Genomic DNA, 24,209 nt, shown 5'->3' on the forward strand with positions numbered 1-24,209 from the left:
GCTCAGGCCTCCGTTTCCGATGCTTGGCGATAGTTGTAGCCGATCGGGTGTGGCTGATTACGCGCCTTGGCCAGCTCGATCTGCTTCTGCCGGTCGATGGCGCTGCGGCGGGTCTTTTCGCTCAGGGTATTCCAGCAATGCGGGCAACTGATACCCGGCACGTAATGCTCGCTGGCACGGTCCTCGACACTGACCGGATTACGACAGGCATGACATTGATCGTAGTCGCCTTCAGACAAGTCGTGACGTACCGTTACGCGGTTGTCGAACACAAAGCAGTCGCCGCGCCACAGGGTCTGCTCCTGCGGCACCTCTTCGAGGTACTTGAGAATCCCGCCCTTGAGGTGATAGACCTCTTCGAAGCCTTCACCGAGCATGTAGCTGGAGGCCTTTTCGCAGCGGATGCCGCCGGTGCAGAACATGGCGACCTTCTTGTGCACCTTCGGGTCGAAGTTGGCCTTGATGTAGTCGGGAAACTCGCGGAAGGTGGTGGTTTTCGGATCGATCGCGCCTTCAAAGGTGCCGATCGACACTTCATAGTCGTTGCGCGTATCGATCAACAGCACTTCAGGGTCGCTGATCAGCGCGTTCCAGTCCTGCGGCTCGACATAAGTCCCGACCGCCTTGTTGGGGTCGACGCCTGGCACGCCCAGGGTCACGATCTCTTTCTTGAGCTTGACCTTGGTGCGATAGAACGGCTGTTCGTCGCAGTAGGATTCCTTGTGGTCGATGTCCACCAGCCGCGGGTCACTGCGCAGCCAGGCCAGCAAACCGTCGATCCCCTCGCGGGTTGCAGACACGGTGCCGTTGATACCTTCCTCGGCAATCAGCAGGGTGCCTTTGACGCCGTTGGCGAGCATGGCATTGAGCAGCGGCTCACGCAGCTCAAGGTAATTGTCGAGGGTGACGAACTTGTATAGCGCAGCCACGACGATCGGCGCGGTCATCGACGTTTGAGTCATCAATATCTCCAGGTGGTGACCCTCGCAAAGGGCCTACCGGACAGAACAGAAATGAAAACGCGCCGGCCAAGTGCGGCGCGGCGCGGATTCTAGCAAAAAACCTGAGCTGGCAGACAGCGCTGGATATTGACCTGGATCAATAAGCCGCAGGCCTCAGGCGTGACCGCCTGCGCAGGTCGGCGACGCCGGTACATCGCTGTTTGCCGCCCACTCTTGCGGGGTGTAAGTGTGCAGCGCCAGCGCGTGAAACTCTTGCATCAGGCCGCCGAGAGTGGCATAGACCTTTTGATGACGCTTGACAGCATTGAGCCCCTGAAATGACTCGCAGACCAGGATCGCCTTGTAGTGCGTCTCCTGGCCCCGGCTGTGCATATGGCTTTCATTCAGCACTTGCAGGTGCAGAGGTTGCAGGTCGGCCAGGGCCGTTTCGATACGTTGCTGCATGCTCATGATCGGTACGATGTCTCAGAGTGGAGGCTCAAGGTTTTTTCGCAGGTGCGGCCTTGGCCGGCTCAAGCTCGGCACTCATGTCGGCGAGCAGCTTGTTGACCACAGGACCTGCGCTTTCCAGACGAGTCTGGGTCAGTTGCACTGACTGCTGCGACAGCTCAGGCATTTTGCTCAGCACCTTTTTGCCGACCGGTGACTGATAGAAATTCACCAGTTCTTTGAGCTCGGCCTCAGTGAAGTTGCTGGTGTAGATCTTCACCAGCTCAGGTTTGAGCTTGTTCCAGCCAACCGCCTGGTCCAGCGCTGCGTTGGCCTTGGCCTGATAGGTCTCCAGCAGGGCTTTCTTCGAAGCCGGCGCCTTGGCCTCGGCGAAGCGCTGGGCAAACAACTGCTGAACCTGCCCGTAGATCGGCGTGGTGAGTTTGTCAGCGTTGGTCAGCTTCAGAAGCGTCTCGGCGCTGGCATTCTGGCTGGCCGTGTCGGCAAGAACCTGACCGCTGGCACACGCCAGAGCCAGCACGGTGAACATGACGCGAAGACGGATCATCGGGTTTCCTATTTGGGCAAACGAGGCATGGCCTCAATGTTTTTCATTCTGCGCAGATGTTCGCATCGGCCTCAACCCCTGCGTTGCCAGCGGTCATGAGCCTGCGGGGAACCCGAGGGTGATATCGGCGACTAAACTCTACCGGTCAGCAGCACAGACCGAACGTATTTTCGAGGAGTCGTACAGTGAGCCGTACCGAAACCGATAGCCTTGGTCCGATTGAAGTCCCGCAAGATGCCTACTGGGGAGCGCAAACCCAGCGCTCGCTGATCAACTTCGCCATCGGCCAGCAGCGCATGCCGCTGCAAGTGGTGCATGCCTTGACGCTGATCAAGAAAGCCGCCGCGCGGGTCAACAATCGCAATGGCGACCTGCCCGCCGATATCGCCCGGCTGATCGAGCAGGCGGCTGACGAAATCCTCGACGCCCAGCTCAATGACCAGTTTCCGCTGGTGGTCTGGCAAACCGGCAGTGGCACGCAGAGCAACATGAACGTCAACGAAGTGATCGCCGGACGCGCCAACGAGCTGGCCGGCCAGGGTCGCGGCGGCAAGTCGCCGGTGCACCCCAACGATCACGTCAATCGCTCGCAAAGCTCCAACGACTGCTTCCCCACGGCCATGCACATCGCGGTCGCCCAAGCGGTTCAAAATCAACTGCTGCCGGCTGTCGCAGAACTGGCTGAAGGCCTGACCGAGCAGTCCAGACGGCATAGCCAACTGGTCAAGACCGGCCGTACCCACATGATGGACGCCACGCCGATCACCTTCGGTCAGGAACTGTCCGGTTTCGTGGCCCAGCTTGATTACTCGGTCAAAGCCATTCGCGCCACCCTGCCAGCAGTGTACGAGCTGGCCCAGGGCGGCACGGCGGTAGGGACCGGCCTCAATGCCCCGAAAGGCTTTGCCGAAGCGGTGGCGGCCGAACTGGCAGCGCTGTCGGGTTTACCATTCGTCACCGCGCCAAACAAATTCGCCGCCCTGGCCGGTCACGAACCATTGGCCGCCTTGTCCGGCGCCCTGAAGACCCTGGCCACCAGCCTGATGAAAATCGCCAACGACTTGCGCCTGCTCGGCTCCGGCCCGCGCGGCGGGCTGGCCGAAGTGCGCCTGCCGGCCAACGAACCGGGCAGCTCGATCATGCCCGGCAAGGTCAACCCGACCCAGTGCGAGGCCTTGTCAATGCTTGCCTGCCAGGTCATGGGTAACGATGTGACCATCGGTTTTGCCGCCAGTCAGGGGCATTTACAGCTCAATGTGTACAAGCCGGTGATCATCCATAACCTGCTCGAATCCATCGAACTGCTGGCAGACGGCTGCCGAAACTTTAATGAGCACTGTGTGGCTGGCATGGAGCCAGACACCGCGAAGATGGCTGAGCATCTGGAGCGCGGACTGATGCTGGTCACCGCACTCAATCCGCATATCGGTTATGACAAAGCCGCACAGATCGCCAAGAAGGCCTACACCGAAGGGCTTACCCTGCGCCAGGCAGCTCTGGACCTGGGCTACCTGAGCGACGAGCAGTTCGACGCCTGGGTACGCCCGCAAAACATGCTTGAGGCGGGTAGCCATGGCTGAGGCCCGTAGCGGCGCCACTCCGCTTGAAGGCAATGGCAAGCGAATCCTGATGATCTATGGCACCCCCAAGGCTGGCGGATTGTGCCATGCCCTGGGCGATGCCTATGCCCTGGGCGCGCGCGGTGAGGGCCATGTCGTGCGCAGCCTGAAGCTGGGCGAAATGGCATTCGATCCGATCCTGCGTGGCGGCTATGAGCAGGGTCAGCCACTGGAGGCCGATTTGCTCGATGCCCAGCGGCTGATTCATTGGGCCGAACATCTGGTGCTGGTCTATCCGGTCTGGTGGAGCGGTCTGCCAGCACTGCTGAGTGGTTTCTTTGATCGGGTACTGATCCCGGGCTTCGCCTTCAGGCTCCACGGACGCAAAGACCCGGACAATCAACTGCTCAAGGGCCGCAGCGCAGAACTGCTGGTGAGCCTGGACACGCCACCGCGCTACTTTCGCTGGATCTTCGGCCGCTGGATTTTCGGCGCCCCGCCCCACCGGCAGATCACGCGCACGATTCTGGGTTCTTGCGGGATCAGGACCACTCGCCTGACCGAGTTTGCCCCGGTGCGCAGCGCCAGCGAGGCACAGCGCCAGCAATGGGTGCGCCAGGCAGAGCAGTTGGGCCGAGGTTAAGGTTTATCTGCGGCTACCTGAATGCCAGGCAAAAGCCGAACCCTGTAGGACCCGTGGGAGCAGCCGGGGACATTAAGCACTTAACCGAACAATATTGGCTTTAGCCATGAAGCTTGCCGTTCGACAAACGAGCATTGCGGGCCCGCCAACCGGCCATCAGCGACGGCACCAGGGCGGTAAACGCCGAACCGGTCACCACCAGCACCGCGCCCCCATACCCCAACAGATTAAGCTGCTCGCCCTGCACATGGTCGGGCCACAGCCAGGCCGCTACCGCGACGCACGCCAGCGTAATCAGCGGCGTCAGCGCCAGAGTCGCGCTGATCCTTGAAGCTTCCCAATGCACCAGCGCTTCGGCAAACGCGCCGTAGGCCACCAGGGTGTTGAGACAGCAGGCGAACAGCAGCAAACCCTGCACGGTATCGAGCTGCAGCACTTGCAGTGGGTGCGCCCACGGCGTGATCAGCAAGGCGCAGAACAGGTAGATGACCATCATCACCTGGCGTGAGTCCCAGACCGTGAGCAATTGCTTCTGGCTAAGGCCATAGAAGGTCCAGACCAATGACGCCAGCAATATCACCAGCACACCGACGGTGTAGCTGCCCAGTGAGCTGAACAGTTCGGCCAACCGCTCGTTGAAGAACAGCACAAAGCCGGCCAGCATGATTAGCAGCCCCATGCCCTGCCCCAGTGTGAAACGCTCCTTGAACACGAAGATACTGGCGATCAGCAACATGATCGGCCCGGTCTGGATCAACAGTTGCGTAGTACCCGGGCTGAGCAGCTTCAACCCCACCAGATACAGCACATAGTTGCCCACCAGCCCCAATACCGCCATGACCACCAGCCCCTTGCCGGTCTTGCCCAGCGGTTTGAAGCTCGGCAGGCCCCTGCTCGCCTTGAGCCAGATGAACAGCAACAGCCCGGAAACGAGCAAGCGGTACCAGGTCACCGTGACCGGGTCCATGACCTGCAGAACCTGTTTGAGTTTGACAGGCAGGATGCCCCAGAGCAGCGCGGTCAACAGCGCCAGACCGAGGCCCAATAGCCAACGGCCGGAAGATACGTGCATGAATGGTTCCAGAATGGCGGGAAAATGGTGCGGTCACGATCATTCTAGATAGCGGGCTATCGAGCTGACAGTTACAGCTACCTGCAAATACAACCTAACAGCGGCCTGTCTGCGATGACAGAGGCCGTCCTTGATGGTCGGGCACCTCACCCATGGTTACGCCGATAAACCTCATCACCCATGGCCGCAATCTGCCCGTCGATCAACGCATCAAAAGGCTTTAGCAAGGCATCAAAGCCTGTGGGCGCCTCCAGCACTTGCAGTGCCTGGACGATCGACTCCAGGGTCGACAGCGCCTCGGGACCAGGCGCTTTGCGCAGCCGATAGCGAGAAGCCGTTACCTGCGCCAGACTTAGCCGGGGCAACGCTGCCAGCGCCGGGTTCAGATGCAGCAGCTTACGCGCTTTGCGCCAGGTGCCGTCAGGGACCACCAACAAGGTCGGCAAGCCATCAGCAGGCACCGGTGCAACCACCTCAGCCTGCGCCCCCGGAAACAGCAAGCGCGCCTGATAACCGGGCTGATGGAGCAATTGCGGCAGGTCATCGAACACTTCACCCACCAGCAACTGCGCATTGCGCAGCCCCAGAGTCGCCAGACGCGCAGTATTGAGGGCGTGCCCCACCTCGCTGGGATGCTGCAGCACCAACACCCGGGTACGACTATCAAGACTCGGAATCAGCGCACACAGGCAGTGGCTGAGCGGGCGCAGGCAACGCTCACAACGCTGGCGGGACATCGGAAACCTCGAAATCGGCCAATCTACAACAGCCCTTTACCGAACAGAAGCGGCGCGTCTGTCGGCACTGCCTCTGAGCCGGGAATGGATTGCGTTAACCTGCCAAGGCTGGCACTGCGGTAATGGTGCCAGGTGAGCAGCCAACACCCGGAGGTCCCTATGGATCGCGAGGGGGTCACCCAGCGCGTGCTCGATGCACTGGGCATCATTCTGGTGGACAAGTCACACATACGCGACAACGCCACGTTCGCAGAAATGCTGCTGGACGACGACGATGTACAGATGCTGCTTGAGCGGCTCGAAGAGACGTTTGGCTGTCAGTTCCCCCAGCGGGTCCGCGAAAGCGCCAGAAAGCGCCCGGACCGGGTCTCGGTGCCGGTGATCGTTGACCTGATCATGCTGATGGGCCGGGACCTGCCTGGCCGACGCCTGAGGCGCTAGCCCCGAGAGCATCAGGGCTTGCACGGCAGCTGGGCTGTTATCGACGGCGCTGGCGGCGCTCGTCGTCGCTACGCACGGGGATCGGCTGCAATTTGGGCCGTTCTATCAGGCCCAGGGCAACGCCGAGATCATGAAGCCATTCCTGCAATTTGTTGTTCATAACGCCCCCTTGGGGAAAAACCGGCGACTACAGATTATCGGCCGCCTGTACTGATTCTAGAGCCTGACCGGCATGCCGCCAGTCACCGCTCTGCAAACATGGGCAATGTGACATCTATCAGCCCAATCGTCATCCATTGGCGATGAACGGCCCGGCTACTCAGGCAAGTGCAGCGTGCCGTCTTCGTCGGTCATTGCCCGCTCCAGCAGGTCGGCCGGAAGACTCTTGCTGGCCCGTGCCCCCAGTAGACGCAGCTGTTCACTACGGCTGACCAGATTGCCACGCCCTTCAGTGAGTTTATTGCGTGCGGCCGCATAAGCCTTATCCAATTGTTGCAAGCGATTGCCGACTTCATCGAGGTCCTGAATGAACAAGACAAACTTGTCGTAAAGCCAGCCGGCCCGCTCGGCGATTTCCCGGGCATTCTGGCTCTGCCGCTCCTGCTTCCACAGGCTGTCGATCACCCTCAGGGTGGCCAGCAAGGTAGTCGGGCTGACAATCACGATGTGGCGGTCAAACGCTTCCTGAAACAGATTTGGCTCGGCCTGAAGGGCCGCGGCAAAAGCCGCTTCGATCGGCACGAACAGCAGCACGAAATCCAGACTGTGCAGGCCTTCCAGACGTTTATAGTCCTTGCCGGACAAACCCTTGACGTGATTGCGCAGCGACAGCACATGCTGTTTCAGTGCTGCCTGGCCCAGCACCTCGTCAGGAGCACTGACATACTGTTGATAAGCGGTGAGGCTGACCTTGGCATCGACCACCACCTGCTTGTCACCCGGCAGCATGATCAGCACGTCAGGCTGAAAGCGTTCACCCTCAGGCCCCTTGAGGCTGACCTGGGTCTGGTACTCACGGCCCTTTTCCAGCCCAGCGTGCTCCAGCACCCGCTCCAGGATCAATTCTCCCCAGTTGCCTTGGGTCTTCTGACCCTTGAGGGCCTGGGTCAGGTTGGTGGCTTCATCGCTCAGGCGCAGATTGAGCTGTTGCAGGCGCTCCAGCTCCTTACCTAGCGAGAAGCGCTCGCGCGCTTCGTTCTGGTAGCTTTCCTCCACGCGCTTTTCGAACGATTGAATGCGCTCCTTGAGCGGGTTGAGCAACTGGCCGAGCTGCTCCTGGCTGGTCTGGGCAAAGCGCTGCTCGCGCTCGTCGAAAATCTTGCCGGCCAGTTCGGCGAATTGCGCCCGCAGTTCATTGCGTGAATCCTGCAAATCATTGAGGCGTTGCTGGTGGCCTTCCTGCTGCTCGGTCAACTCGGCCTGCAACGCCGCGCAGCGGGCTTCCAGGCGCCGTAACTCGCTTTCTTTGCCAGTGCGCTCGACATTCCAGCCCTCAGCGGCGTCGCGGCGGTCATCGCACTCCTGACGCAGCAACTGGACCTCACGGCGCAATGCCGCCAGATCGGCCTGGCGGGCGGCGTTGGCCTCGCTCAGGTCGCTGACTTCGTCACGGCTGGCTTCAAGCTGCACGGTCAGCCCGTCCTGCGCCAGCTGCGCGGTGCTCAGGCGCTCTTCGAGCAATGCCTGTTCGCCAGCAGCGGTCGCGGCCCGCCGCTGCAACTGCCAGGCCAATGCCAGTAGCGGCGCAGCAGCCAAGGCCAGGCCCAACAACAGGCTGTTCAGTTCAAGCGCCATTTGAGAACTCCACGGCCAGCAGCAATGTGCGTGTTCAGACCAGTAGCGAAGACTGCGTCCTGATGACCGAAGGATCAAGGACTTAAATCGAGGGGGAGCATACTCTACGCCATTTTCTGCCAAGGTAAAGCCCCTGATACACACAGAAATGCACCGGGACAATCCACAGAAGCTGTGGATAACTCAGTGGACAACCCCCCCTATCCCCTCGCAAAGCCACACAGAATGAGGCCTGCGCTCAAACTGTCGATTTTTTCACCAGTAAAAAAAAGCGATGTTTTTCATTGACTTATTAATTCACCGCAGTAAATCAAGCTCTTAGGCGCCCATATGACAGTGATGTGGCAGCTTGTGCCGCTAATGTGCACAACGATGCTTGACAGCTGGCCAGGCTGTAAGCCTCGCCTTACAGAAAGTGAAAAACCAGCGAGCCAGACACTACGGCCGGTCATCGACGCCTGGACGCACCCGGCGTGCAAACCGGTTCACCAGAAATTTTGTCAAAGGGCTTGCATTACCCGCCAATCTCAGGCAGCATCGCCGCCGTTAAGTACCAAGCTGAATGTCAATTCACTCAGGTCGACCAGGTTCCCAAGGCCAGCCACGGCTATAACCCACGGGAACAGACCCCATCGCTGGTTTTTCGAGCACCTCCTTGCTCTCTCTGCTGCGCCAACGCGCTGCACATCAAGGCCCATGCTCCACCGACCCTTCTGCAATTGATCAGGATCTTCATCAGAGCGCGAACCTTTGCTCTTGTATGTTGCCTGACTTCCCACGTACCTACCGGTCAGCCCGAGCGCCACATATTTATGCGCTTCAACTGGCTGCTTTTGTTCCAGTCAGGTTCTACGCCCAATTACGGCCCCAAGACTCCGTACCCCGCGTTTACTGGAATCCTTAATGGATGCACGGCATGCAGACATGCCGTACTCAGGAATATTTTCATAATGACAACTCAACACTTTCATACCCAAGAAGCCATCAACGCCCTGACTCACGCTTTTGCCCCCATGAACTGCCTTATCGTCGCAGCACGCAAGGGCAGCTTCAGCTTTACCCTGGTCAACGAGCACGGCATTGCCCGTCACAGTGAGCGCCTGTACCCCGAGCAGTACGCCAGCGCAGCCCCGCTGCAGGCCGTCATCGACCGCACCCGCCAGGCCCTGGCGGCCTGATTGAGCGGCAGCCGGCTAATCGCCAAGCGTTCTATCGAAGTGATGCTGATAAGACAAACGATGTAAAAACAGACCTTTACACCGTAAATATGACACTACACTTGAACTCAAGCGGCCCTGCCGCTTCCGACGGACCCAACCTTTCATAGTGCTGCCACGCGCGCGGGTCCGCCGGCCACTTCACAGTGAGCGGACTGTCTTATGGGTATCGCAGCCGTACATTTGCACCGTCACGTCATTCGCCCGACTCTGGCCTACCTTGATCGTCACCACCCCGCTGCCGAGGCATTGCTGCTGGGTATCGCTGCCAGTCAGTCAGCGCTCGGTGCCGCACTGGACAGCCCTCGCGGTCATGGCCTCTATCATATTTCCGAATCACGCCATCAGCGGCTCTGGGACGACTACCTGGCGCAGGACCCGAACCTTGCCAGCCTGGTCCGTGGGCTGGCCAGCCAGCATGCGTTCCTCAGCGGCCCGCACCTGGAACTGACCGTCAACCTGCGGTACGCCACAGCGATTGCCTGGCTGATGGTCGAGGCGCAGATCAACACCCTGCCCACGGAAGACGATCCTCTGGCAATGGCCAGAATCTGGCGACAGATATTTCAGCCGCAAGGCAGACTGAAAGATTTTGTCACTGCATGGCAACTCAGCGTCGCCCCTTTATTTGCCACCGCCTAAGCGATGGCCGTAGTCCGCACGTTCTGGGACGATCGTGCAAAAAGGTCCGATTGTCAGACAAAAAAAGGCTCTATCTCGGGCTCTTCAGGCTATGGCGCACGGTAGGAAATATTGATACTTTCGATGCCGTGATTCTCATGGAGTACTAATAATGAAAAAAGCAATGCTCAAGACCACACTCGGATTGACTGCCTGTCTCGCCTCCTCCCATCTGCTGGCTTCCGGTTTCGCCCTCAACGAACAAAGCATCAGTGGCATGGGCACCTCCTTCGCCGGTCGTGCATCGGCAGCTGAAGACGCCAGCACAGTGGCTGGCAACCCTGCCGGTATGTCACGCCTCAAGCGTGAACAGGTCAACCTCGGTGCCGCTGCAATTTTTGCCAAGACTGACATCGACAATGGCCAGGGCACCTTCGGCGGCAGCAATGATGGCGACATGGTCCCTGTGGTCGCGGTACCCATGGGTTACTACGTCAAGCCACTCAGCGAACAATGGACCTTCGGCCTGGGCATGTATGCACCATTTGGCCTGAAGACCGACTACGAAAGCGGCTTCGCCGGCCGTTACTGGGGCTCCAAGAGCGAAGTTCAGGTCGTGACGCTGCAGCCGACCATCAGCTACGCCTTCAACGACCGGGTCTCGATCGGTTTCGGGCCGACAATCAACCGTATTGAAGGCGAGCTGGCTTCGGCAGCCGTCAACGCCGCCACACCTGGCCGCAACGACGGCAAGGTCACCATCAAGGGTGATGACGTCGCGGTAGGCTTCAACATCGGTGTGCTGGTCCAGGCCACCGACGACACAAGCATCGGCCTGGCTTACCGTTCCAAGGTCGACTACAAGCTCAAGGGCAAGACCAAGATCGAAGGCCCGGGCTTCAGTGTGTTCAACGGCCAGAAATACGACGCCTCGCTGAAACTGGAAACCCCGGAGTCTGCCGAACTGTCCATCACCCACCAACTGGATGACCAGTGGACACTCTACGCAGGCAGCACCTGGACCCGCTGGAGCCGTCTGCAATCGATCGACGTGAACAACAGCGGCGTGCCGGCCCAGCTCGGCGGCGCAACAGGCCCGATCGGGCGCATTTCGGAAGTCCAGGAGTGGAAAAACACCTGGTACCACGCCATTGGTGCAGCCTACAAACTGAACAACCAGTGGACCCTGCGCACCGGCCTTGCCATGGACCAGTCGCCAGTCAGCAACTCGCATCGTTCGCCACGCATCCCGACTGGCGATCGCAAGATCTTCAGCCTTGGCGCCGGTTACAGCCCGACCGAAGACATCACCATCGACTTCGCTTACCTGTACCTGCGTGAAGAAGAAGCCAAGCTGCGCGATGCCAGCGCAACCAAAGGCGCCTACAACGCTGACTTCCGCAACAGCGCACACACCATCGGTACTTCGCTGACCTACAAGTTCTGATCACGGATCGGCCATGAAAAAGCCCGCAGCCGGTCACGGTTGCGGGCTTTTTAATACCCCTGTGTATGCCTCAAGGCTTTGAAGCAATCGCCTTCTCGATGGCCGCAATCAACTGCGGATCATCCGGCTTGGTGGTGCTGCCGAAGTGGGCGACGACCTTGCCCTGACGATCCACCACATACTTGTTGAAGTTCCAGCGCGGTGCGGCGCCATCGCTTTGTTCGGCAAGATTACGAAACAACGCAATGGCATCGCTGCCGCGTACCGGTTGCGGCTCGGTCATGGTGAAGGTCACGCCGTAATTGACGTAGCAGACCTTGGCCGTTTCTTCACCGTCCCCGGACTCCTGCTTGAAATCATTGGACGGCACGCCCAGCACCTCAAGGCCTTGAGCCTTGTACTGCTGATTCAACGCCTCCAGGCCCTTGAACTGCGAGGTAAAGCCACAGAAGCTGGCCGTATTGACCACCACCAGCGGTTTACCGGCAAAACGCTGGCACAGGTCAATGGTTTGTTTGCCGCGCAACGCGGGCAACTCGCCCTGTTCCTTGAGCACGGCGGGGCAATCGGCGGCCTGGGCGGTACTGCCCAAGGCCAGCAATAGAAGTGGCAGTGAAATCCAGCGCGCAGTCATCGGAGCATCCCTGTGGGTGGTGTTTTAGTCGGTGTATTGTCCGACACGTTACTCCCACAACCGGCCACAGCTCAACAATTGCCCATGCCCAGTTGCAACGCCGCCAGCCCCATGCGCTGCCACCCCCACCAGCTCAGCGCCAGCAGCGCAGTGCCGGCCGCTACAGCGAGCAGCCAGGGGCCAAGGCGGATCACACTGCCACCTGCAAACGAGCCACCGGACGCTCACGCACCGGCCAGTTCAGGGCCGCCGCCAGCACGCTGAGCAACACTGCGATTTGCCAGACCAGATCGTAACTGCCGGTACGGTCATAGACCACCCCGCCCAGCCAGCCGCCCATGAACGAGCCCAACTGATGGAACAGGAACACGATACCGGCGAGCATCGACAGGTTACGCACACCGAACATCACCGCCACCGTGCCATTGGTCAACGGCACAGTCGACAGCCACAACAGCCCCATCACCACGCCAAACAGGTAGGCCGAGGTCTCACTGAGCGGCACCCAGAGAAATATCACGATCGCCACGCCGCGCAGCAGATACAGCGCGCTGAGCAGCCGCGGTTTGGACCTCCGCCCGCCCAGCCAGCCGGCGGTGTAAGTACCGAAGATATTGAACAGCCCCACCAGCGCCAGCACCGTGGTGCCGACCTGCACCGGCAAGTGCTGATCCACCAGATAAGCCGGCAGGTGCAAGCCGATGAAGACCACTTGAAAGCCACAGACGAAAAAGCCCAGCGCCAGCAGCCAGAAGCCGGAATGGCTGCAGGCTTCGCGCAGCGCCTCAGCCAGCGTCTGCTGCGGCCCCTGCGCCTCCACCGGGCGCTGCTCCTTGAGCATCGCGGCCAGCGGCAGGATCAGCGCCACCAGCACGCTGAGCACCAACAAAGCACCGGACCAGCCCAGGCCGCCAATCAGCCCCAGGGTGCCTGGCAGCATCGCGAACTGACCAAACGAGCCCGCCGCACTGGCAATCCCCATGCCCATGCTGCGTTTTTCCGCAGGCAACGAGCGCCCCACCAGGCTAAGCAAAATCGAGAACGAGGTCCCGGACAAACCGATGCCGATCAGAATCCCGGCACTCAACGACAAGCTCCAGGGCGAATCGGCCATGCTCATCATCGCCAGGCCGATGGCATACAGCACGCCCCCTACGAACACCACCTTGCCGGAACCATAACGGTCAGCCAGCGCACCGGCGAACGGTTGCGCCAGCCCCCAGCACAGGTTCTGCAGGGCAATGGCGAAGGCAAACACTTCGCGGCCCCAGCCGAAGTCACTGCTCATGGGCGCAAGAAACAGCCCGAAGCCATGCCGCGTTCCCAGTGATAACGCCAGGATCAGCGCACTGCCCACCATGATCCAGCCGCTGGTTCGCCAGGCTGATGTCATTTGTCATTCCCTCGTTCGTTATTCGGGTGGTTTACCCGTTGTTATTCAGGCCAGGCTTTGCAGCACGCGCAGCAGTTCATTACGCCGGTCTTCACCCAATCGATCGATCAATTGTTGCTGGGCCTGCTCCCAGGCCGGGCCGGCTGCGTGCAGACGCTTATTACCTTCAGCCGTCAGGCGCACCAGCCGATTACGCTGATCACGCCCCTCATCCAGCGCCACCAGCCCTTCGGCTTCCAGCACCCGCAGATTGCGACCCAACGTACTGCGCTCCAGCCCCATAGCTTCAGCCAGACTGGAGATACTCGGTTGGTCGAGACGCTGCAGATGGCGCAGCAGGGAAAACTGGGCGACATTAATCCCGAAGCCGTCCAGCGCTTCGTCATAATGCCGGCTCACCCCACGGGCAGCACGACGCAGATGGGTACAGATACATTCGGTGGTCAACATGAATACGTGTATATACCCGCATCAGTGGATATTGCAAGATATTTCACAGTATGCCAGCCACGACAAGAACAACATCGTCTGTAGGAGGGGCTTGTGCCCCGAAGGCTCTATTGACAGCGAATGCTGCTTTACAAGGCCAACGCCACCAGCACGGCGACCTCAAGCAACTCCAGCAACGCCCCGGCGGTGTCCCCGGTGGTGCCGCCGAGTCGGCGCAGCATCAGGCTGCGCAGCCAAAGGAAGCCCGCGCTGGCGACGAGCAAGGCAACTACGCCGCTGGCGCCCCCCAACAACAGGCAGGCCACCACCACTACGCCCGACACTTGCCAGCCAGCGCGACGCGGCAGGTGATCGGCTAGCGCCTGGCCCAGGCCGCCAGCACGCACGTAGGGCGTGCTGAGAAACAGCCCCAGCAACGCCGTGCGCCCGATCAGCGGTGCCAGCAGCAAGCCGATCCATGCCTGCTGCTCAAGCAGGACCAGAATCGCGCAGAACTTCAGCAGCAACACCAGCACCAGGGTGACCACCGCAATCGGTCCGCTGCGCGGGTCCTTCATGATGCTCAGGGTGCGCTCACGATCACCGAAGCCGCCCAGCCATGCGTCCGCGCTGTCGGCCAGGCCGTCCAGGTGCAGCCCACCGCTGAGCAGCACCCAGGCGCAGAGCAGCAGCGCCGCCTGCAAGATCGGCGGGGTTGCGGACAATAGCGCCGCGAGCAACATCAACAACGCGCCGAACAGCGCCCCGACCAGCGGATAAAACAGCAGCGAACGGCCCATCTGCTGCGGTTCCGGCATGCCCGGCAAACGCACCGGCAGGCTGCTGAGAAATTGCACGGCGATCCACAAAGGCAGCATCTCAAAGCTCCGTCAGGGTGCCATCCACCGCCACTTGCACGCTGTGCAGCGCGCCATGGGCCACCGACACTTGCAGCAACTGCTCACGGGGCAGGCCGCGGGCACGGGCCAACAACAGGCGGATCACCCCGCCATGACAGACCAGCAATACCCGCTCGCCACTATGGCGCTGTTGCAAGCGTTGCAACGCCGCGCCCACACGCTCGGCAAACACCGCCACCGGCTCGCCATTGGGCGGGGTGAAGGTGTAGGGGTTGTTCCAGAACGCGCCCAGGCCATCGGCATCGGTTTGCATGATCTGCGCCGCGCTGCGCCCTTCCCAGTCACCGAAATGCAGCTCCTGAACATCAGCGTCCAGGCTCAGCGGCAGTTGCAGACGCTCGGCCAATACTTGCGCGAACCGTGCACAGCGCTGCAACGGCGAACTGACGATCCGGGTCCATGACGCGGCACCTGTTGCAGCGTCGGCCACGGCGGCATGCATCTGTGCCCAGCCCGCTTCGGTCAGGGCATCGTCGATACTGCCGCGCAGACCGCCGCCCAGCTCGGTTTCGCCATGGCGCAGCAGGTCGACGATCATGCCGGGCGATCCGCCACGGCGGCTTCGGCAAAGGTCGCCATGCCGTTATGCAGCTCGCAGGCCAGGCGCACCAGCGGTACTGCCAGCGCCGCACCACTGCCTTCGCCCAGCCGCAGCCCCAGATCAAGCAGCGGCTCGGCCTGCAGCACTTCCAGGACATGCCGATGACCGGGCTCGGCACCGCGATGACCAAACAACAGCCATGGCCGTATCGATGGATTCAGGCGCACCGCCACCAAGGCGGCGACGCTGCAAATAAAGCCATCGACCAGCGCGACGATACCTTCCTGAGCGCAGGCCAGGTAGGCACCGGCCAGAGCGGCGATCTCGAAGCCGCCAAGGCTCAGCAAACTGCCCAGCGGATCGCCCGCATGTTCGGCATGCAACGCCAGGCCGCGCTCGATCACGGCGGTCTTGTGCTGCACGCCCTCGGCGTTCAGACCGGTGCCCGGACCAACCATCAATGCTGCTGCACACTCAAGCAATGAACAGGCTACGGCACTGGCTGCGGTGGTATTGCCAATGCCCATTTCACCGCCGACAAACAGCTCGATACCGGCGGCCTTGGCGCGTAGTACGCTGTCACGCCCGGCCTGCAACGCCGCATGGCCCTGCCCGGCGTTCATCGCCGGGCCGCTGACGAAGCTGGCGGTGCCGGCGCCCAGTTGCAGATGACGCACACCTGGCAAGTTCAGGGCACTGACAGTGCCGAGGTCGACCACATCCAGCTGCGCGGCCAATTGCCGGGCCAGTACGCTGATAGCCGCACCGCCATTGACGAAGTTGCCGAGCATCTGCCCGGTGACTTCCTGCGGATAGGCCGACACGCCTTCGCTGACCACCCCGTGGTCGCCGGCAAAAATCGCAATCCACAGCCGGTCGACAGCTGGTTTTTCGCGGCCTTGCAGGCCCGCGATCTGCACCGCCAGACGCTCCAGTTGCGCCAGCGAGCCGGCCGGTTTGGTCAGTTGCTGCTGACGCGCCAGCGCCGCTTCACGGGCCGCCACGTCGATACCGCGAGCAGGGGCAAGCCACCAGGATTGAGTCATGGAGCAGTTCCTTTCAAAGTCAGAGGCAGGCCGGCAACCGTCAACACCACGCGCTGGCAGCGTTCGGCAAGGGCCTGATGCAACAAGCCGGCTTCGTCAACATAGCGACGGGTCAGCTCACCCAGGGGCACTACACCCAACCCGGTTTCATTGCTGACAAAAATGATTTCGCCCGGCAGGGCCGCCACGCTATCGAGCAGCGCCTGGCGCTCATGGGCCAGCCGTTGCGGGTCGTCGAGCATCAGCAGGTTGGTCAGCCACAGGGTCAGGCAATCGATTAGCAGGCACTGGCCCGGCGCCGCCCACTCACGCAGGACCCGCGCCAGTTCCAGCGGTTCTTCGACCAACCCCCAATGCTCGGGGCGTCGCGCCCGGTGCAGGGCCACACGCTGGTTGAGTTCGCCGTCTACCGGCTGGCTGGTGGCAATGTAGGTCACCGCCAGCCCCGAGCGGCTTGCCAGCTCTTCAGCCAGGCGGCTCTTGCCAGAGCGGGCGCCGCCGAGAATCAGTTGCAGCATGTCAGTTGTTCTCCAGACCGCACAGCCCACGCAACAGCGCGCCATCGAGGTGCTTGTCGACCAGATCGGCGAGGCGTTCGATATCGCGCTCGCGCAGCGCGTGATAGTCAACACTCTGCACGTCTTCAAGCCCGGCCCAGCGCAGCAGCGCGCCGCAAGCGGCCGGCGATTCAAACAGGCCATGCAGATAGGTGCCAAGCACCTGGCCATCGGCGCTTTGCGCGCCATCGCAGCGACCGTCTGCCAATTGCACCGCCGGTTGCTCCAGGGCCGGGCCACTGGTGACCCCGGCATGAATCTCGTAGCCGCTGACCTCGGCGCCTTCCAGGCTCAGCACACCGCGCACGTTACGCAGTTGCTTTTGCGCCTCCAGCATCGTGCTGATCTGTAGCAGAGCAAAACCGGCACTGGAACCCGGCGCGCCTTCCAGGCCCAACGGGTCATGCACCTGCTCACCGAGCATCTGCAGCCCGCCGCAAATGCCCAACAGCTTGCCGCCATAGCGCAGATGCCGGGCGATCGCCGGCTCCCAGCCATTGGCGCGCAGATACGCCAGGTCACTGCGCACGCTCTTGGAGCCAGGCAGGATGATCAGGTCGGCGGGCGGAATCGGCTGGCCGGCGCTGATGAACTGCAAGTTAACCTGCGGGTGCAGGCGCAGCGGGTCAAAGTCCGTGTGATTGCTGATGCGCGGCAGCACCGGCACCACCACGTTGAGTACCTTGTCAAGCTTTTCGGTCTGGCGTCGGTCCAGACCGTCTTCGGCTTCCAGATGCAAATCCATCAGGTAGGGCAGCACACCCACTACCGGCTTGCCGGTGCGTTGCTCCAGCCAGTCCAGGCCTGGCTGCAGCAACGCCACATCACCACGAAAGCGGTTGATGATAAAGCCCTTGACCCGCGCCTGCTCGCTGGGCGAGAGCAGTTCCAGCGTACCGACCAGGTGGGCAAACACCCCGCCGCGGTTAATGTCGGCAATCAACAGCACCGGGCAGTCCACCGCCTCGGCAAAGCCCATATTGGCGATGTCGTTCTCGCGCAAGTTGATCTCGGCCGGTGAGCCGGCGCCTTCGACCATCACCACTTGATACGCCGCGCCCAGGCGCTGGTGCGAGTCGAGCACAGCTTGCATGGCGATGGCTTTGTAACCGTGATAAGCCACCGCATTCATGGTGGTCACCGCCCGCCCATGAATGATCACCTGCGAGCCGGTGTCGGTATTGGGTTTGAGCAGCACCGGGTTCATGTCGGTGTGCGGTTCAAGACCGCTGGCCTGGGCCTGTACAGCCTGGGCACGGCCAATCTCGCCGCCGTCGGCAGTGACCGCGCTGTTGAGCGCCATGTTCTGCGGTTTGAACGGCACCACACTGATGCCCTGGCGTTTGAGCCAGCGGCACAGGCCGGTTACCAGCGTGCTTTTGCCCGCATCGGAGGTGGTGCCTTGCACCATCAGGGTGGTCATTTAAGGTCCTTGCGGTAGTCATGCAGCAGGGTTTCCAGGCGCTGCCAGTCAGCTTCACTGTGCGGCAGGCCAAAACGCAGGCTGCTGTGTTCGGCACGCTCGGCCTTGAACAAGCGCAGCAACACTCCACGCCGGGCAGCAAACTCGTGCAACGGCTCAGCATGGGCAGTGACCAGCCATTGAAACAGTGCGCAACCGCCGTCAGGTTCCAGACCATGAGCGCTGAGCAGCGCTGACAAGCGCAGCGCCGCATATTCACAACGCTCCCGCTGCAATTGCTGGCCGGGCAGATCGCTCAGGCACGCCAGCCCGACCTTGCGGGTGGGGCCGCTGACGGCCCAGGGGCCGATCTCGCTCGCCAGTGCCTGCAACAAACCGGCCTCAGCCAGCACAAAGCCCAGGCGCGCACCGGCCAGGCCAAAAAACTTGCCAAACGAGCGCAACACGATAAGCCCGCTGCGCCAGGTTTCGGCCGCCAGGCTGTGCGCCGGCGCGGTGTCCATAAACGCCTCGTCCACCACCAGCCAGCCACCGCGCTCGACCAGCCGGGCATGCCATTTGAGCAACTGCTCAGGCGCAATCAAACGGCCGGTGGGGTTGTTCGGGTTGACCACCACCAGCACGTTGAAGACGTCGATGAAGTGCTCGACTTCACGCTCCAGCACTTCACGCACCAGAAAACCGCTCTTGCGCCAGGCATGAGCATGCTCGGCGTAACACGGCGACAGCACGCCAACCTTGCCGACGGGGCCACGCAAGCGAGGCAACGCCTGAATGGCGGCCTGGGACCCCGGCACCGGCAACACCTGCGCGGCGTTGTAATAAGCGCAAGCCGCCGCCTCCAGACCGTCATCGGTTTCTGGCAAACGTGCCCAGTCGCGCGCATCGACCGGCGCAATCGGCCAGGACCACGGCGCGATACCGGTGGACAGGTCCAGCCAGTCGGCCTCGGCAATCGCGTACTGCTGCGCCGCTGCGCGTAGCCGGCCGCCATGTTCAAGCATAGAGTTGCGCTCCCACGCAGAGAATCAGCAGCCACAGCCATACGCCGCGCTGCACCAGTTGCCAGCCGGCTTCGATGGACTCGGCATCGGCAGGCCGGCCTTCGCCCAGCGCTGGACGCTCGTGCAACTCACCGTGATAAATCGCTGCACCGCCCAGCTCGACCCCCAGCGCGCCAGCGCCCGCCGCCATCACAGGGCCAGCATTGGGGCTGTCCCAGGTCGGCCCCTGGGTGCGCCAGCAACGCAGCGCCAGGCGGGTTTTGCCCAGCAGCGCGTAGGTCAAGGCCACCAGCCGCGCAGGAATATAATTGAGTACGTCGTCGATCTTCGCCGCCGCCCAGCCGAAGCGCTCGAAGCGCTCGTTGCGGTAACCCCACATAGCGTCGAGGGTATTGCTCAGGCGATACAGCACCACCCCGGGCGCACCGGCCACGACAAACCAGAACAACGCGGCGAATACCGCATCGCTGCCATTTTCCAGCACCGACTCGGTGGCCGCGCGGGCCACGCCATTGGCGTCAAGCTCCGAAGTCTGGCGGCTGACCAGATAACCGACCCGCTGCCGCGCTTGGTCGAGGTCACCGCCACGCAACGCCGCCGCGACCGGCTGCACATGCTCGCCGAGGCTGCGCAGGCCCAGCGCGCAGTACAACGCCAGAATGTCCACCAGCAGCCCGATATAGGGCAGCCAGCTCAGCAAGGTGATCAGCAGGGTCAGCGGAATCACCGCCAGCACCCAGGCGGTGACCCCATGACTGCGCCAGCCGCGCCCGGCGGCATTGAAACGCTGTTCGATGCGCTCGGCGTATCGCCCGAACGCCACCAGCGGATGCGAGCGTTTCGGTTCTCCAAGCAACGCATCCAGCGCCACCCCCGCTACGCTCAACAGCGCCACACTCATCGATGCACTCCCCATTGATTCTCATACAGCAGTTGTTCCAGCGGGCGCTCTTGCGCCCAGCCTTCGAGCACCAGCATGGGTGCCGGATAGAAACCGGTGACCGGCCCCAGGCATAGAATCGCCAACGGTCGGGCGCCCTCGGGCATGTTCAGCAGGGCGGCCAGGTTGTCAGGATCGAACAGCGACACCCAGCCCATGCCCAGCCCTTCGGCGCGGGCCGCCAGCCACATATTCTGAATGGCGCAGGACATTGAGGCGATGTCCATTTCCGGCATCGTGCGTCGGCCAAAGACAAACTGCTCACGGCCGTCCATCAGCGCCGCGACGATCACCTCGGCACAGTCGCTGATACCCTCGACCTTGAGCTTCATGAATTCATCGGCGCGCTCGCCCAATGCTTCAGCGGTGCGGACCCGCTCCTGCTCGACCTGCTCTTGCATGCGGTTGCGCAGCGCCGTATCAGTGATCCGGATAAAGCGCCAAGGCTGCATCAGGCCGACGCTCGGCGCGTGGTGCGCAGCTTCGAGCAAGCGCGCCAGAACCTCGGGCGCCACCGTGCCGCCGCTGAAATGACGCATGTCGCGGCGCTCGGCAATTGCCCGGTACACCGCGGCCCGCTCATCCGGGCTAAAGGCTGCTTCACTCATGGTTTCAGCAACGCCGCCACCGCCTGGGGGTTGGAAGGGAAATAAAAGTGCACATAAGAGGCGGTCAGCCGGCCCAGCCGGTACACAGCTTCCGCGCCGCGTCCGCCATTTGGGCTGATGCCTCGGGCAATCGGCTCCAGCTCAGTGCTGGTCAGCGAATGGTGATAGGTGTGCCCGCGCAACACGCCCTCAGGCAGCGTCACCGCTTGCAGTGCCAACGCCGCCAGGCGCTTCTGCATGGTCGCCTCACCGGGCAGCAGGCCGGCCAACTCAGCGCGCACCCCGTCGACATCGGTCAGTGCGTCGAGCAGATACAGCATGCCGCCACATTCGGCCAGCAGCGGCTTGCCCTGTGCATGGTGGGCGGCAATCGCCTCGCGCATCGAGCGGTTGGCCTGCAACGCAACGTGGTGCAATTCAGGGTAACCGCCGGGCAGGTACAGGCTGTCCGCTTCGGGCAACTGGCTGTCGTGAATCGGCGAAAAGAACTTCAGCTCCGCGCCCATGGTGCGCAGCAACTCCAGGCTGGCGCCGTAGGTGAAAGCAAAAGCTTCGTCACGGGCAATCGCAACCCGCACCCCGGCCAGCCAGGGCTCGACCGGTTGCGGCTCGGGCGCAGCAAAACTGACCGGCGGCGGCAGCGCAACTTCGCAAGTGCCGGCCAGCGCCTCGGCCGCAGCATCTAGGCGCGTATCCAGGTCATTCAGTTCGCTGGCCTGCACCAGGCCCAAATGCCGACTGGGCAGTTCAATACCGGTTTCACGTGACAACGCGCCGTACCAGCGCAGGCCTTCGGTCAGGCTGTTTTCCAGCAACTGCGCATGGCGCACCGTGCCAACCCGGTTGGCCAGCACACCGGCGAATGGCAGGTCTGGCTGATAACGGGCCAGGCCCAGCGCCAGTGCACCAAAGGTCTGGGCCATGGCAGTACCGTCAATAACGCCCAGCACCGGCACCCCGAAGTGGCGGGCCAGATCCGCGCTGGAGGGCGTGCCATCGAACAGGCCCATAACCCCTTCAATCAGGATCAGGTCAGCCTCAGCGGCCGCCTCCCAGAGCAGCCGCCGGCTTTCATCGGCGCCGACCATCCACAGGTCCAGTTGATAGACCGGCGCACCACTGGCGCGTTCGAGAATCATCGGGTCGAGAAAGTCCGGCCCGCACTTGAACACCCGGACCTTGCGGCCCTGATTGCGATGCAAACGTGCCAGGGCAGCAGTGACGGTAGTCTTGCCCTGGCCGGACGCCGGCGCGGCGATCAGCACCGCAGGACATTGTCGCGCTTGCGCATCACTCACAGTTCGATGCCCTTCTGCGCCCGGATGCCGGCCTGGAAGGCATGCTTGACCATGCCGATCTCCGAGACGGTATCGGCCAGCTCGATCAGTTCCGGTTTTGCCCCGCGACCGGTCACCACGACGTGCTGCATCGGCGGGCGCGCCTGCAGGTCGTTGAGCACCTGCTCCAGGTCGAGGTAGCCGTGTTTGAGCGCGATATTCAACTCGTCGAGGATCACCAGATTGATGTTCGGGTCGCTGAGCAACTGCTTCGACACTTGCCAGGCCGCTTCGGCAGCGGCGATGTCGCGCTGGCGGTCCTGGGTTTCCCAGGTAAAGCCCTCGCCCATGACGTGATAACGCACCTGGTCGGGGAAACGGCGGAAGAACAGCTCTTCGCCAGTGGCGTTACGGCCCTTGATAAATTGCACCACGCCACACTGCATATCGTGGCCCATCGCCCGGGCGAGCATGCCAAAGGCCGAGCTGCTCTTGCCCTTGCCATTGCCGCCCAGCACCAGCAGCAGGCCGCACTCGTTGGGCGAGTTGGCGATGCGTTCATCGATAATGGCTTTTTTACGCTGCATGCGCGCCAGATGGCGCTCGTCGCGTTCGAGGGACTCGTTCATCTCAGCTCTCCGCTGGAAAGGCAGGCGAAAGCAGACAACAGGACGACAGAACGCCAAGGCAGTCAGTTGCCTTGCGCAGAGCATCGCCCGCCGTGATGCCTTGAATACGTGACAGGCCGGTCTCCGGGCTCATGAGCGAGGCATTGCCTGCCGACCGTGCGCCTTCCCGGAGAATGTCCAGTGGCACGATGCGCGGTCTTGACTCATTTACCGTTGCGGGGGCAGCGCCGGAATCGAAGTGCGTGTCTTCCCACCGGCTTCCCTGTTTCACCCTGCCAGCCGTTGGCTGCCGGGCACCTGAAACAAACCGCGAAGGGTAGAGGGTTGGGCATGGAGCGTCAAACGGTATCGGGTCGGGTATCGGCGCGTCTGCGCGTAGGAGCGGCTTTAGCCGCGAAGATCTTTAGCGTTGTGCACAGGGTCTTTGCCGCAGTTGTCTGTTCGCCAGGTTCCGTTCTTTACGAGCGGGTTACTTTGGTTTCGCCCAAACTAACCAAAGGCGTTGCTCCGGTCTTGGCCCCGCCCTTCGGGGCGGGGTTCCCTCGCTCCGGCGCCAATCGTCGCGTTCGGCGGCGTCTGTGATAACTCGGTTCAAAAAGCAAAAGCAACAACAGAAGCGAAAGCAATGGCGACGCTTCGCGGCTGAAGCCGCTCCTACAATCTGGGTGTCCGGGCGGACACCCAAGCGGCTCAACGGTTGTTCTGCGCCAGGCTGGAAGGCTCCAGAACGCGCTTGGCGTTCAGGTAGGCTTTCTGCCAATAAGGCGAGCCGAGGCTGTCGAGCTTGACGGTGCCGCCAGTGGCCGGGGCATGCACGAAGCGGCCTTCGCCGACGTAGATGCCGGCATGGGAGACCTGCGAGCCGCCGGAGGTGGCGAAGAACACCAGGTCGCCGGTCTGCAGGTTCTCGCGGCCGACGTTGGGCGCTTTCATCACGATCATGTCGCGGGTCGAACGCGGCAGGCTGATGCCCGCCATGTCGCGGTAGACATAGCCGATCAGGCCACTGCAGTCGAAGCCGGAGTCCGGGGTATTACCGCCCCAGCGGTAAGGCGTGCCGACCAGGCCGAGCGCGCGAAACAGCACGTCTTCGGCAGCGGGTGAATTCAGCACCGCAGGCGCGACGATCACCGGCCGCTGGACGACCTTGGGTTTGGGCGGCGGCGCGCTGGCGCAGGCGCCGAGCAGCGCAGCGAGAGAGATCACGGCACAGCGTAAGAAAATCGACATGACCACAAAAACTCCATCAGGAATGCGGCTTTACTGCCGAAAGCTAGAAAGCCCGTTAAGAGAGACTAGCTGAAGACCAGAGCGCTGT

The 24,209-nt window shown here is 62.0% G+C and carries 28 protein-coding genes and 1 riboswitch; of the genes, 6 read left to right on the forward strand and 22 right to left on the reverse strand.

Features of this window, described 5'->3' with window-relative positions:
* Nucleotides 1–2 precede the first annotated feature (2 nt).
* The 3 genes from trhO to PSCI_RS01835 all read right to left on the reverse strand — a co-directional run bounded on the left by trhO (nucleotide 3) and on the right by PSCI_RS01835 (nucleotide 1,959).
* The gene (gene trhO / locus PSCI_RS01825; RefSeq protein ID WP_045493690.1) at nucleotides 3–947 is read right to left on the reverse strand and encodes an oxygen-dependent tRNA uridine(34) hydroxylase TrhO; all 945 of its coding nucleotides are present in this window, start codon (nucleotides 945–947) and stop codon (nucleotides 3–5) included.
* Nucleotides 948–1,115: 168 nt separating this feature from the next.
* A complete protein-coding gene (locus tag PSCI_RS01830) occupies nucleotides 1,116–1,412 on the reverse strand; it encodes a BolA family protein (protein WP_045482042.1) in 297 nt (98 codons plus the stop codon).
* 28 nt (nucleotides 1,413–1,440) lie between these two features.
* On the reverse strand, nucleotides 1,441–1,959 hold the full coding sequence (locus tag PSCI_RS01835) for a DUF2059 domain-containing protein (RefSeq protein ID WP_045482044.1): 519 nt from the start codon (nucleotides 1,957–1,959) through the stop codon (nucleotides 1,441–1,443).
* Between the two features lie 185 nt (nucleotides 1,960–2,144).
* Between PSCI_RS01835 and PSCI_RS01840 the strand changes: the two genes are divergently transcribed.
* Complete coding sequence (locus PSCI_RS01840) at nucleotides 2,145–3,539, forward strand: class II fumarate hydratase (protein ID WP_045482046.1); 1,395 nt, start codon at nucleotides 2,145–2,147, stop codon at nucleotides 3,537–3,539.
* The gene (locus PSCI_RS01845) at nucleotides 3,532–4,161 is read left to right on the forward strand and encodes an NAD(P)H-dependent oxidoreductase (protein ID WP_045482048.1); all 630 of its coding nucleotides are present in this window, start codon (nucleotides 3,532–3,534) and stop codon (nucleotides 4,159–4,161) included. Before PSCI_RS01840 ends, PSCI_RS01845 begins: the two co-directional genes overlap by 8 nt.
* A 100-nt stretch (nucleotides 4,162–4,261) precedes the next feature.
* On the opposite strand, the gene PSCI_RS01850 is transcribed toward PSCI_RS01845, so the two are convergent.
* Both PSCI_RS01850 and PSCI_RS01855 read right to left on the reverse strand, forming a co-directional pair.
* Nucleotides 4,262–5,233 carry a DMT family transporter gene (locus tag PSCI_RS01850; protein ID WP_045482051.1) on the reverse strand — a complete coding sequence of 324 codons (972 nt, stop codon included), beginning with the start codon at nucleotides 5,231–5,233 and terminating at the stop codon, nucleotides 4,262–4,264.
* A 146-nt stretch (nucleotides 5,234–5,379) separates the two neighbouring features.
* Nucleotides 5,380–5,970: a tRNA-uridine aminocarboxypropyltransferase gene (locus PSCI_RS01855; RefSeq protein ID WP_045482054.1), complete on the reverse strand. Its 591-nt coding sequence runs from the start codon at nucleotides 5,968–5,970 to the stop codon at nucleotides 5,380–5,382.
* Nucleotides 5,971–6,129: 159 nt separating this feature from the next.
* Here PSCI_RS01855 and PSCI_RS01860 point away from each other — a divergent pair, with 159 nt between their 5' ends.
* Nucleotides 6,130–6,411 carry a hypothetical protein gene (locus tag PSCI_RS01860; RefSeq protein WP_045482057.1) on the forward strand — a complete coding sequence of 94 codons (282 nt, stop codon included), beginning with the start codon at nucleotides 6,130–6,132 and terminating at the stop codon, nucleotides 6,409–6,411.
* Nucleotides 6,412–6,448: 37 nt separating this feature from the next.
* Here PSCI_RS01860 and PSCI_RS29960 read toward each other — a convergent pair whose 3' ends face one another.
* Both PSCI_RS29960 and rmuC read right to left on the reverse strand, forming a co-directional pair.
* A complete protein-coding gene (locus tag PSCI_RS29960) occupies nucleotides 6,449–6,571 on the reverse strand; it encodes a PA1414 family protein (protein ID WP_144403179.1) in 123 nt (40 codons plus the stop codon).
* Nucleotides 6,572–6,726: 155 nt separating this feature from the next.
* Nucleotides 6,727–8,091, reverse strand: a complete 1,365-nt coding sequence (gene rmuC, locus PSCI_RS01865) for a DNA recombination protein RmuC (RefSeq protein ID WP_162484341.1) — start codon at nucleotides 8,089–8,091, stop codon at nucleotides 6,727–6,729.
* A gap of 1,064 nt (nucleotides 8,092–9,155) precedes the next feature.
* On the opposite strand from rmuC, the gene PSCI_RS01870 reads away from it, so the two are divergent.
* The 3 genes from PSCI_RS01870 (at nucleotide 9,156) to PSCI_RS01880 (ending at nucleotide 11,490) form a co-directional block, all read left to right on the forward strand.
* Nucleotides 9,156–9,383 carry a hypothetical protein gene (locus PSCI_RS01870; RefSeq protein ID WP_045482064.1) on the forward strand — a complete coding sequence of 76 codons (228 nt, stop codon included), beginning with the start codon at nucleotides 9,156–9,158 and terminating at the stop codon, nucleotides 9,381–9,383.
* A 201-nt stretch (nucleotides 9,384–9,584) separates the two neighbouring features.
* Nucleotides 9,585–10,064 (forward strand): hypothetical protein, encoded by a 480-nt coding sequence (locus PSCI_RS01875; protein ID WP_045482067.1) that lies wholly within the window; start codon nucleotides 9,585–9,587, stop codon nucleotides 10,062–10,064.
* Between the two features lie 151 nt (nucleotides 10,065–10,215).
* The gene (locus PSCI_RS01880; protein WP_045482070.1) at nucleotides 10,216–11,490 is read left to right on the forward strand and encodes an OmpP1/FadL family transporter; all 1,275 of its coding nucleotides are present in this window, start codon (nucleotides 10,216–10,218) and stop codon (nucleotides 11,488–11,490) included.
* Nucleotides 11,491–11,560: 70 nt separating this feature from the next.
* Here PSCI_RS01880 and PSCI_RS01885 read toward each other — a convergent pair whose 3' ends face one another.
* From PSCI_RS01885 to PSCI_RS01950, 15 genes are all read right to left on the reverse strand, one after another.
* Nucleotides 11,561–12,124: a glutathione peroxidase gene (locus tag PSCI_RS01885; RefSeq protein ID WP_045482074.1), complete on the reverse strand. Its 564-nt coding sequence runs from the start codon at nucleotides 12,122–12,124 to the stop codon at nucleotides 11,561–11,563.
* A 71-nt stretch (nucleotides 12,125–12,195) separates the two neighbouring features.
* The gene (locus PSCI_RS29965) at nucleotides 12,196–12,318 is read right to left on the reverse strand and encodes a hypothetical protein (RefSeq protein ID WP_269451202.1); all 123 of its coding nucleotides are present in this window, start codon (nucleotides 12,316–12,318) and stop codon (nucleotides 12,196–12,198) included.
* Nucleotides 12,315–13,517, reverse strand: coding sequence for an MFS transporter (locus tag PSCI_RS01890; RefSeq protein WP_045482076.1), 1,203 nt, complete (start codon nucleotides 13,515–13,517; stop codon nucleotides 12,315–12,317). The genes PSCI_RS29965 and PSCI_RS01890 overlap by 4 nt, the downstream gene beginning before the upstream one ends.
* Nucleotides 13,518–13,562: 45 nt before the next feature.
* Nucleotides 13,563–13,967 (reverse strand): MarR family winged helix-turn-helix transcriptional regulator, encoded by a 405-nt coding sequence (locus tag PSCI_RS01895; RefSeq protein WP_045482079.1) that lies wholly within the window; start codon nucleotides 13,965–13,967, stop codon nucleotides 13,563–13,565.
* Between the two features lie 128 nt (nucleotides 13,968–14,095).
* Nucleotides 14,096–14,824 (reverse strand): adenosylcobinamide-GDP ribazoletransferase, encoded by a 729-nt coding sequence (locus PSCI_RS01900; protein WP_045482083.1) that lies wholly within the window; start codon nucleotides 14,822–14,824, stop codon nucleotides 14,096–14,098.
* Nucleotide 14,825: 1 nt separating this feature from the next.
* Nucleotides 14,826–15,404: an alpha-ribazole phosphatase family protein gene (gene cobC / locus PSCI_RS01905; RefSeq protein WP_045482086.1), complete on the reverse strand. Its 579-nt coding sequence runs from the start codon at nucleotides 15,402–15,404 to the stop codon at nucleotides 14,826–14,828.
* The gene (cobT, locus tag PSCI_RS01910) at nucleotides 15,401–16,453 is read right to left on the reverse strand and encodes a nicotinate-nucleotide--dimethylbenzimidazole phosphoribosyltransferase (RefSeq protein ID WP_045482089.1); all 1,053 of its coding nucleotides are present in this window, start codon (nucleotides 16,451–16,453) and stop codon (nucleotides 15,401–15,403) included. Before cobT ends, cobC begins: the two co-directional genes overlap by 4 nt.
* A complete protein-coding gene (gene cobU, locus PSCI_RS01915) occupies nucleotides 16,450–16,971 on the reverse strand; it encodes a bifunctional adenosylcobinamide kinase/adenosylcobinamide-phosphate guanylyltransferase (protein ID WP_045482092.1) in 522 nt (173 codons plus the stop codon). The genes cobT and cobU overlap by 4 nt, the downstream gene beginning before the upstream one ends.
* A gap of 1 nt (nucleotide 16,972) precedes the next feature.
* On the reverse strand, nucleotides 16,973–18,433 hold the full coding sequence (locus PSCI_RS01920; RefSeq protein WP_045482095.1) for a cobyric acid synthase: 1,461 nt from the start codon (nucleotides 18,431–18,433) through the stop codon (nucleotides 16,973–16,975).
* A complete protein-coding gene (cobD, locus tag PSCI_RS01925; RefSeq protein ID WP_045482098.1) occupies nucleotides 18,430–19,437 on the reverse strand; it encodes a threonine-phosphate decarboxylase CobD in 1,008 nt (335 codons plus the stop codon). Before cobD ends, PSCI_RS01920 begins: the two co-directional genes overlap by 4 nt.
* The gene (gene cbiB / locus PSCI_RS01930) at nucleotides 19,430–20,338 is read right to left on the reverse strand and encodes an adenosylcobinamide-phosphate synthase CbiB (RefSeq protein ID WP_045482101.1); all 909 of its coding nucleotides are present in this window, start codon (nucleotides 20,336–20,338) and stop codon (nucleotides 19,430–19,432) included. Before cbiB ends, cobD begins: the two co-directional genes overlap by 8 nt.
* Nucleotides 20,335–20,985, reverse strand: a complete 651-nt coding sequence (bluB, locus tag PSCI_RS01935) for a 5,6-dimethylbenzimidazole synthase (RefSeq protein ID WP_045482104.1) — start codon at nucleotides 20,983–20,985, stop codon at nucleotides 20,335–20,337. Before bluB ends, cbiB begins: the two co-directional genes overlap by 4 nt.
* Nucleotides 20,982–22,283: a cobyrinate a,c-diamide synthase gene (locus PSCI_RS01940; protein ID WP_045482107.1), complete on the reverse strand. Its 1,302-nt coding sequence runs from the start codon at nucleotides 22,281–22,283 to the stop codon at nucleotides 20,982–20,984. Before PSCI_RS01940 ends, bluB begins: the two co-directional genes overlap by 4 nt.
* Nucleotides 22,280–22,891, reverse strand: coding sequence for a cob(I)yrinic acid a,c-diamide adenosyltransferase (gene cobO, locus PSCI_RS01945; RefSeq protein ID WP_045482110.1), 612 nt, complete (start codon nucleotides 22,889–22,891; stop codon nucleotides 22,280–22,282). Before cobO ends, PSCI_RS01940 begins: the two co-directional genes overlap by 4 nt.
* Nucleotides 22,892–22,988: 97 nt before the next feature.
* Nucleotides 22,989–23,207: riboswitch (cobalamin riboswitch) on the reverse strand.
* Between the two features lie 374 nt (nucleotides 23,208–23,581).
* A complete protein-coding gene (locus tag PSCI_RS01950; protein ID WP_045482113.1) occupies nucleotides 23,582–24,121 on the reverse strand; it encodes a C40 family peptidase in 540 nt (179 codons plus the stop codon).
* Between the last annotated feature and the right edge of the window lie 88 nt (nucleotides 24,122–24,209).

Origin of the sequence: Pseudomonas sp. StFLB209, assembly GCF_000829415.1 — a bacterium.
GTDB lineage: Bacteria > Pseudomonadota > Gammaproteobacteria > Pseudomonadales > Pseudomonadaceae > Aquipseudomonas.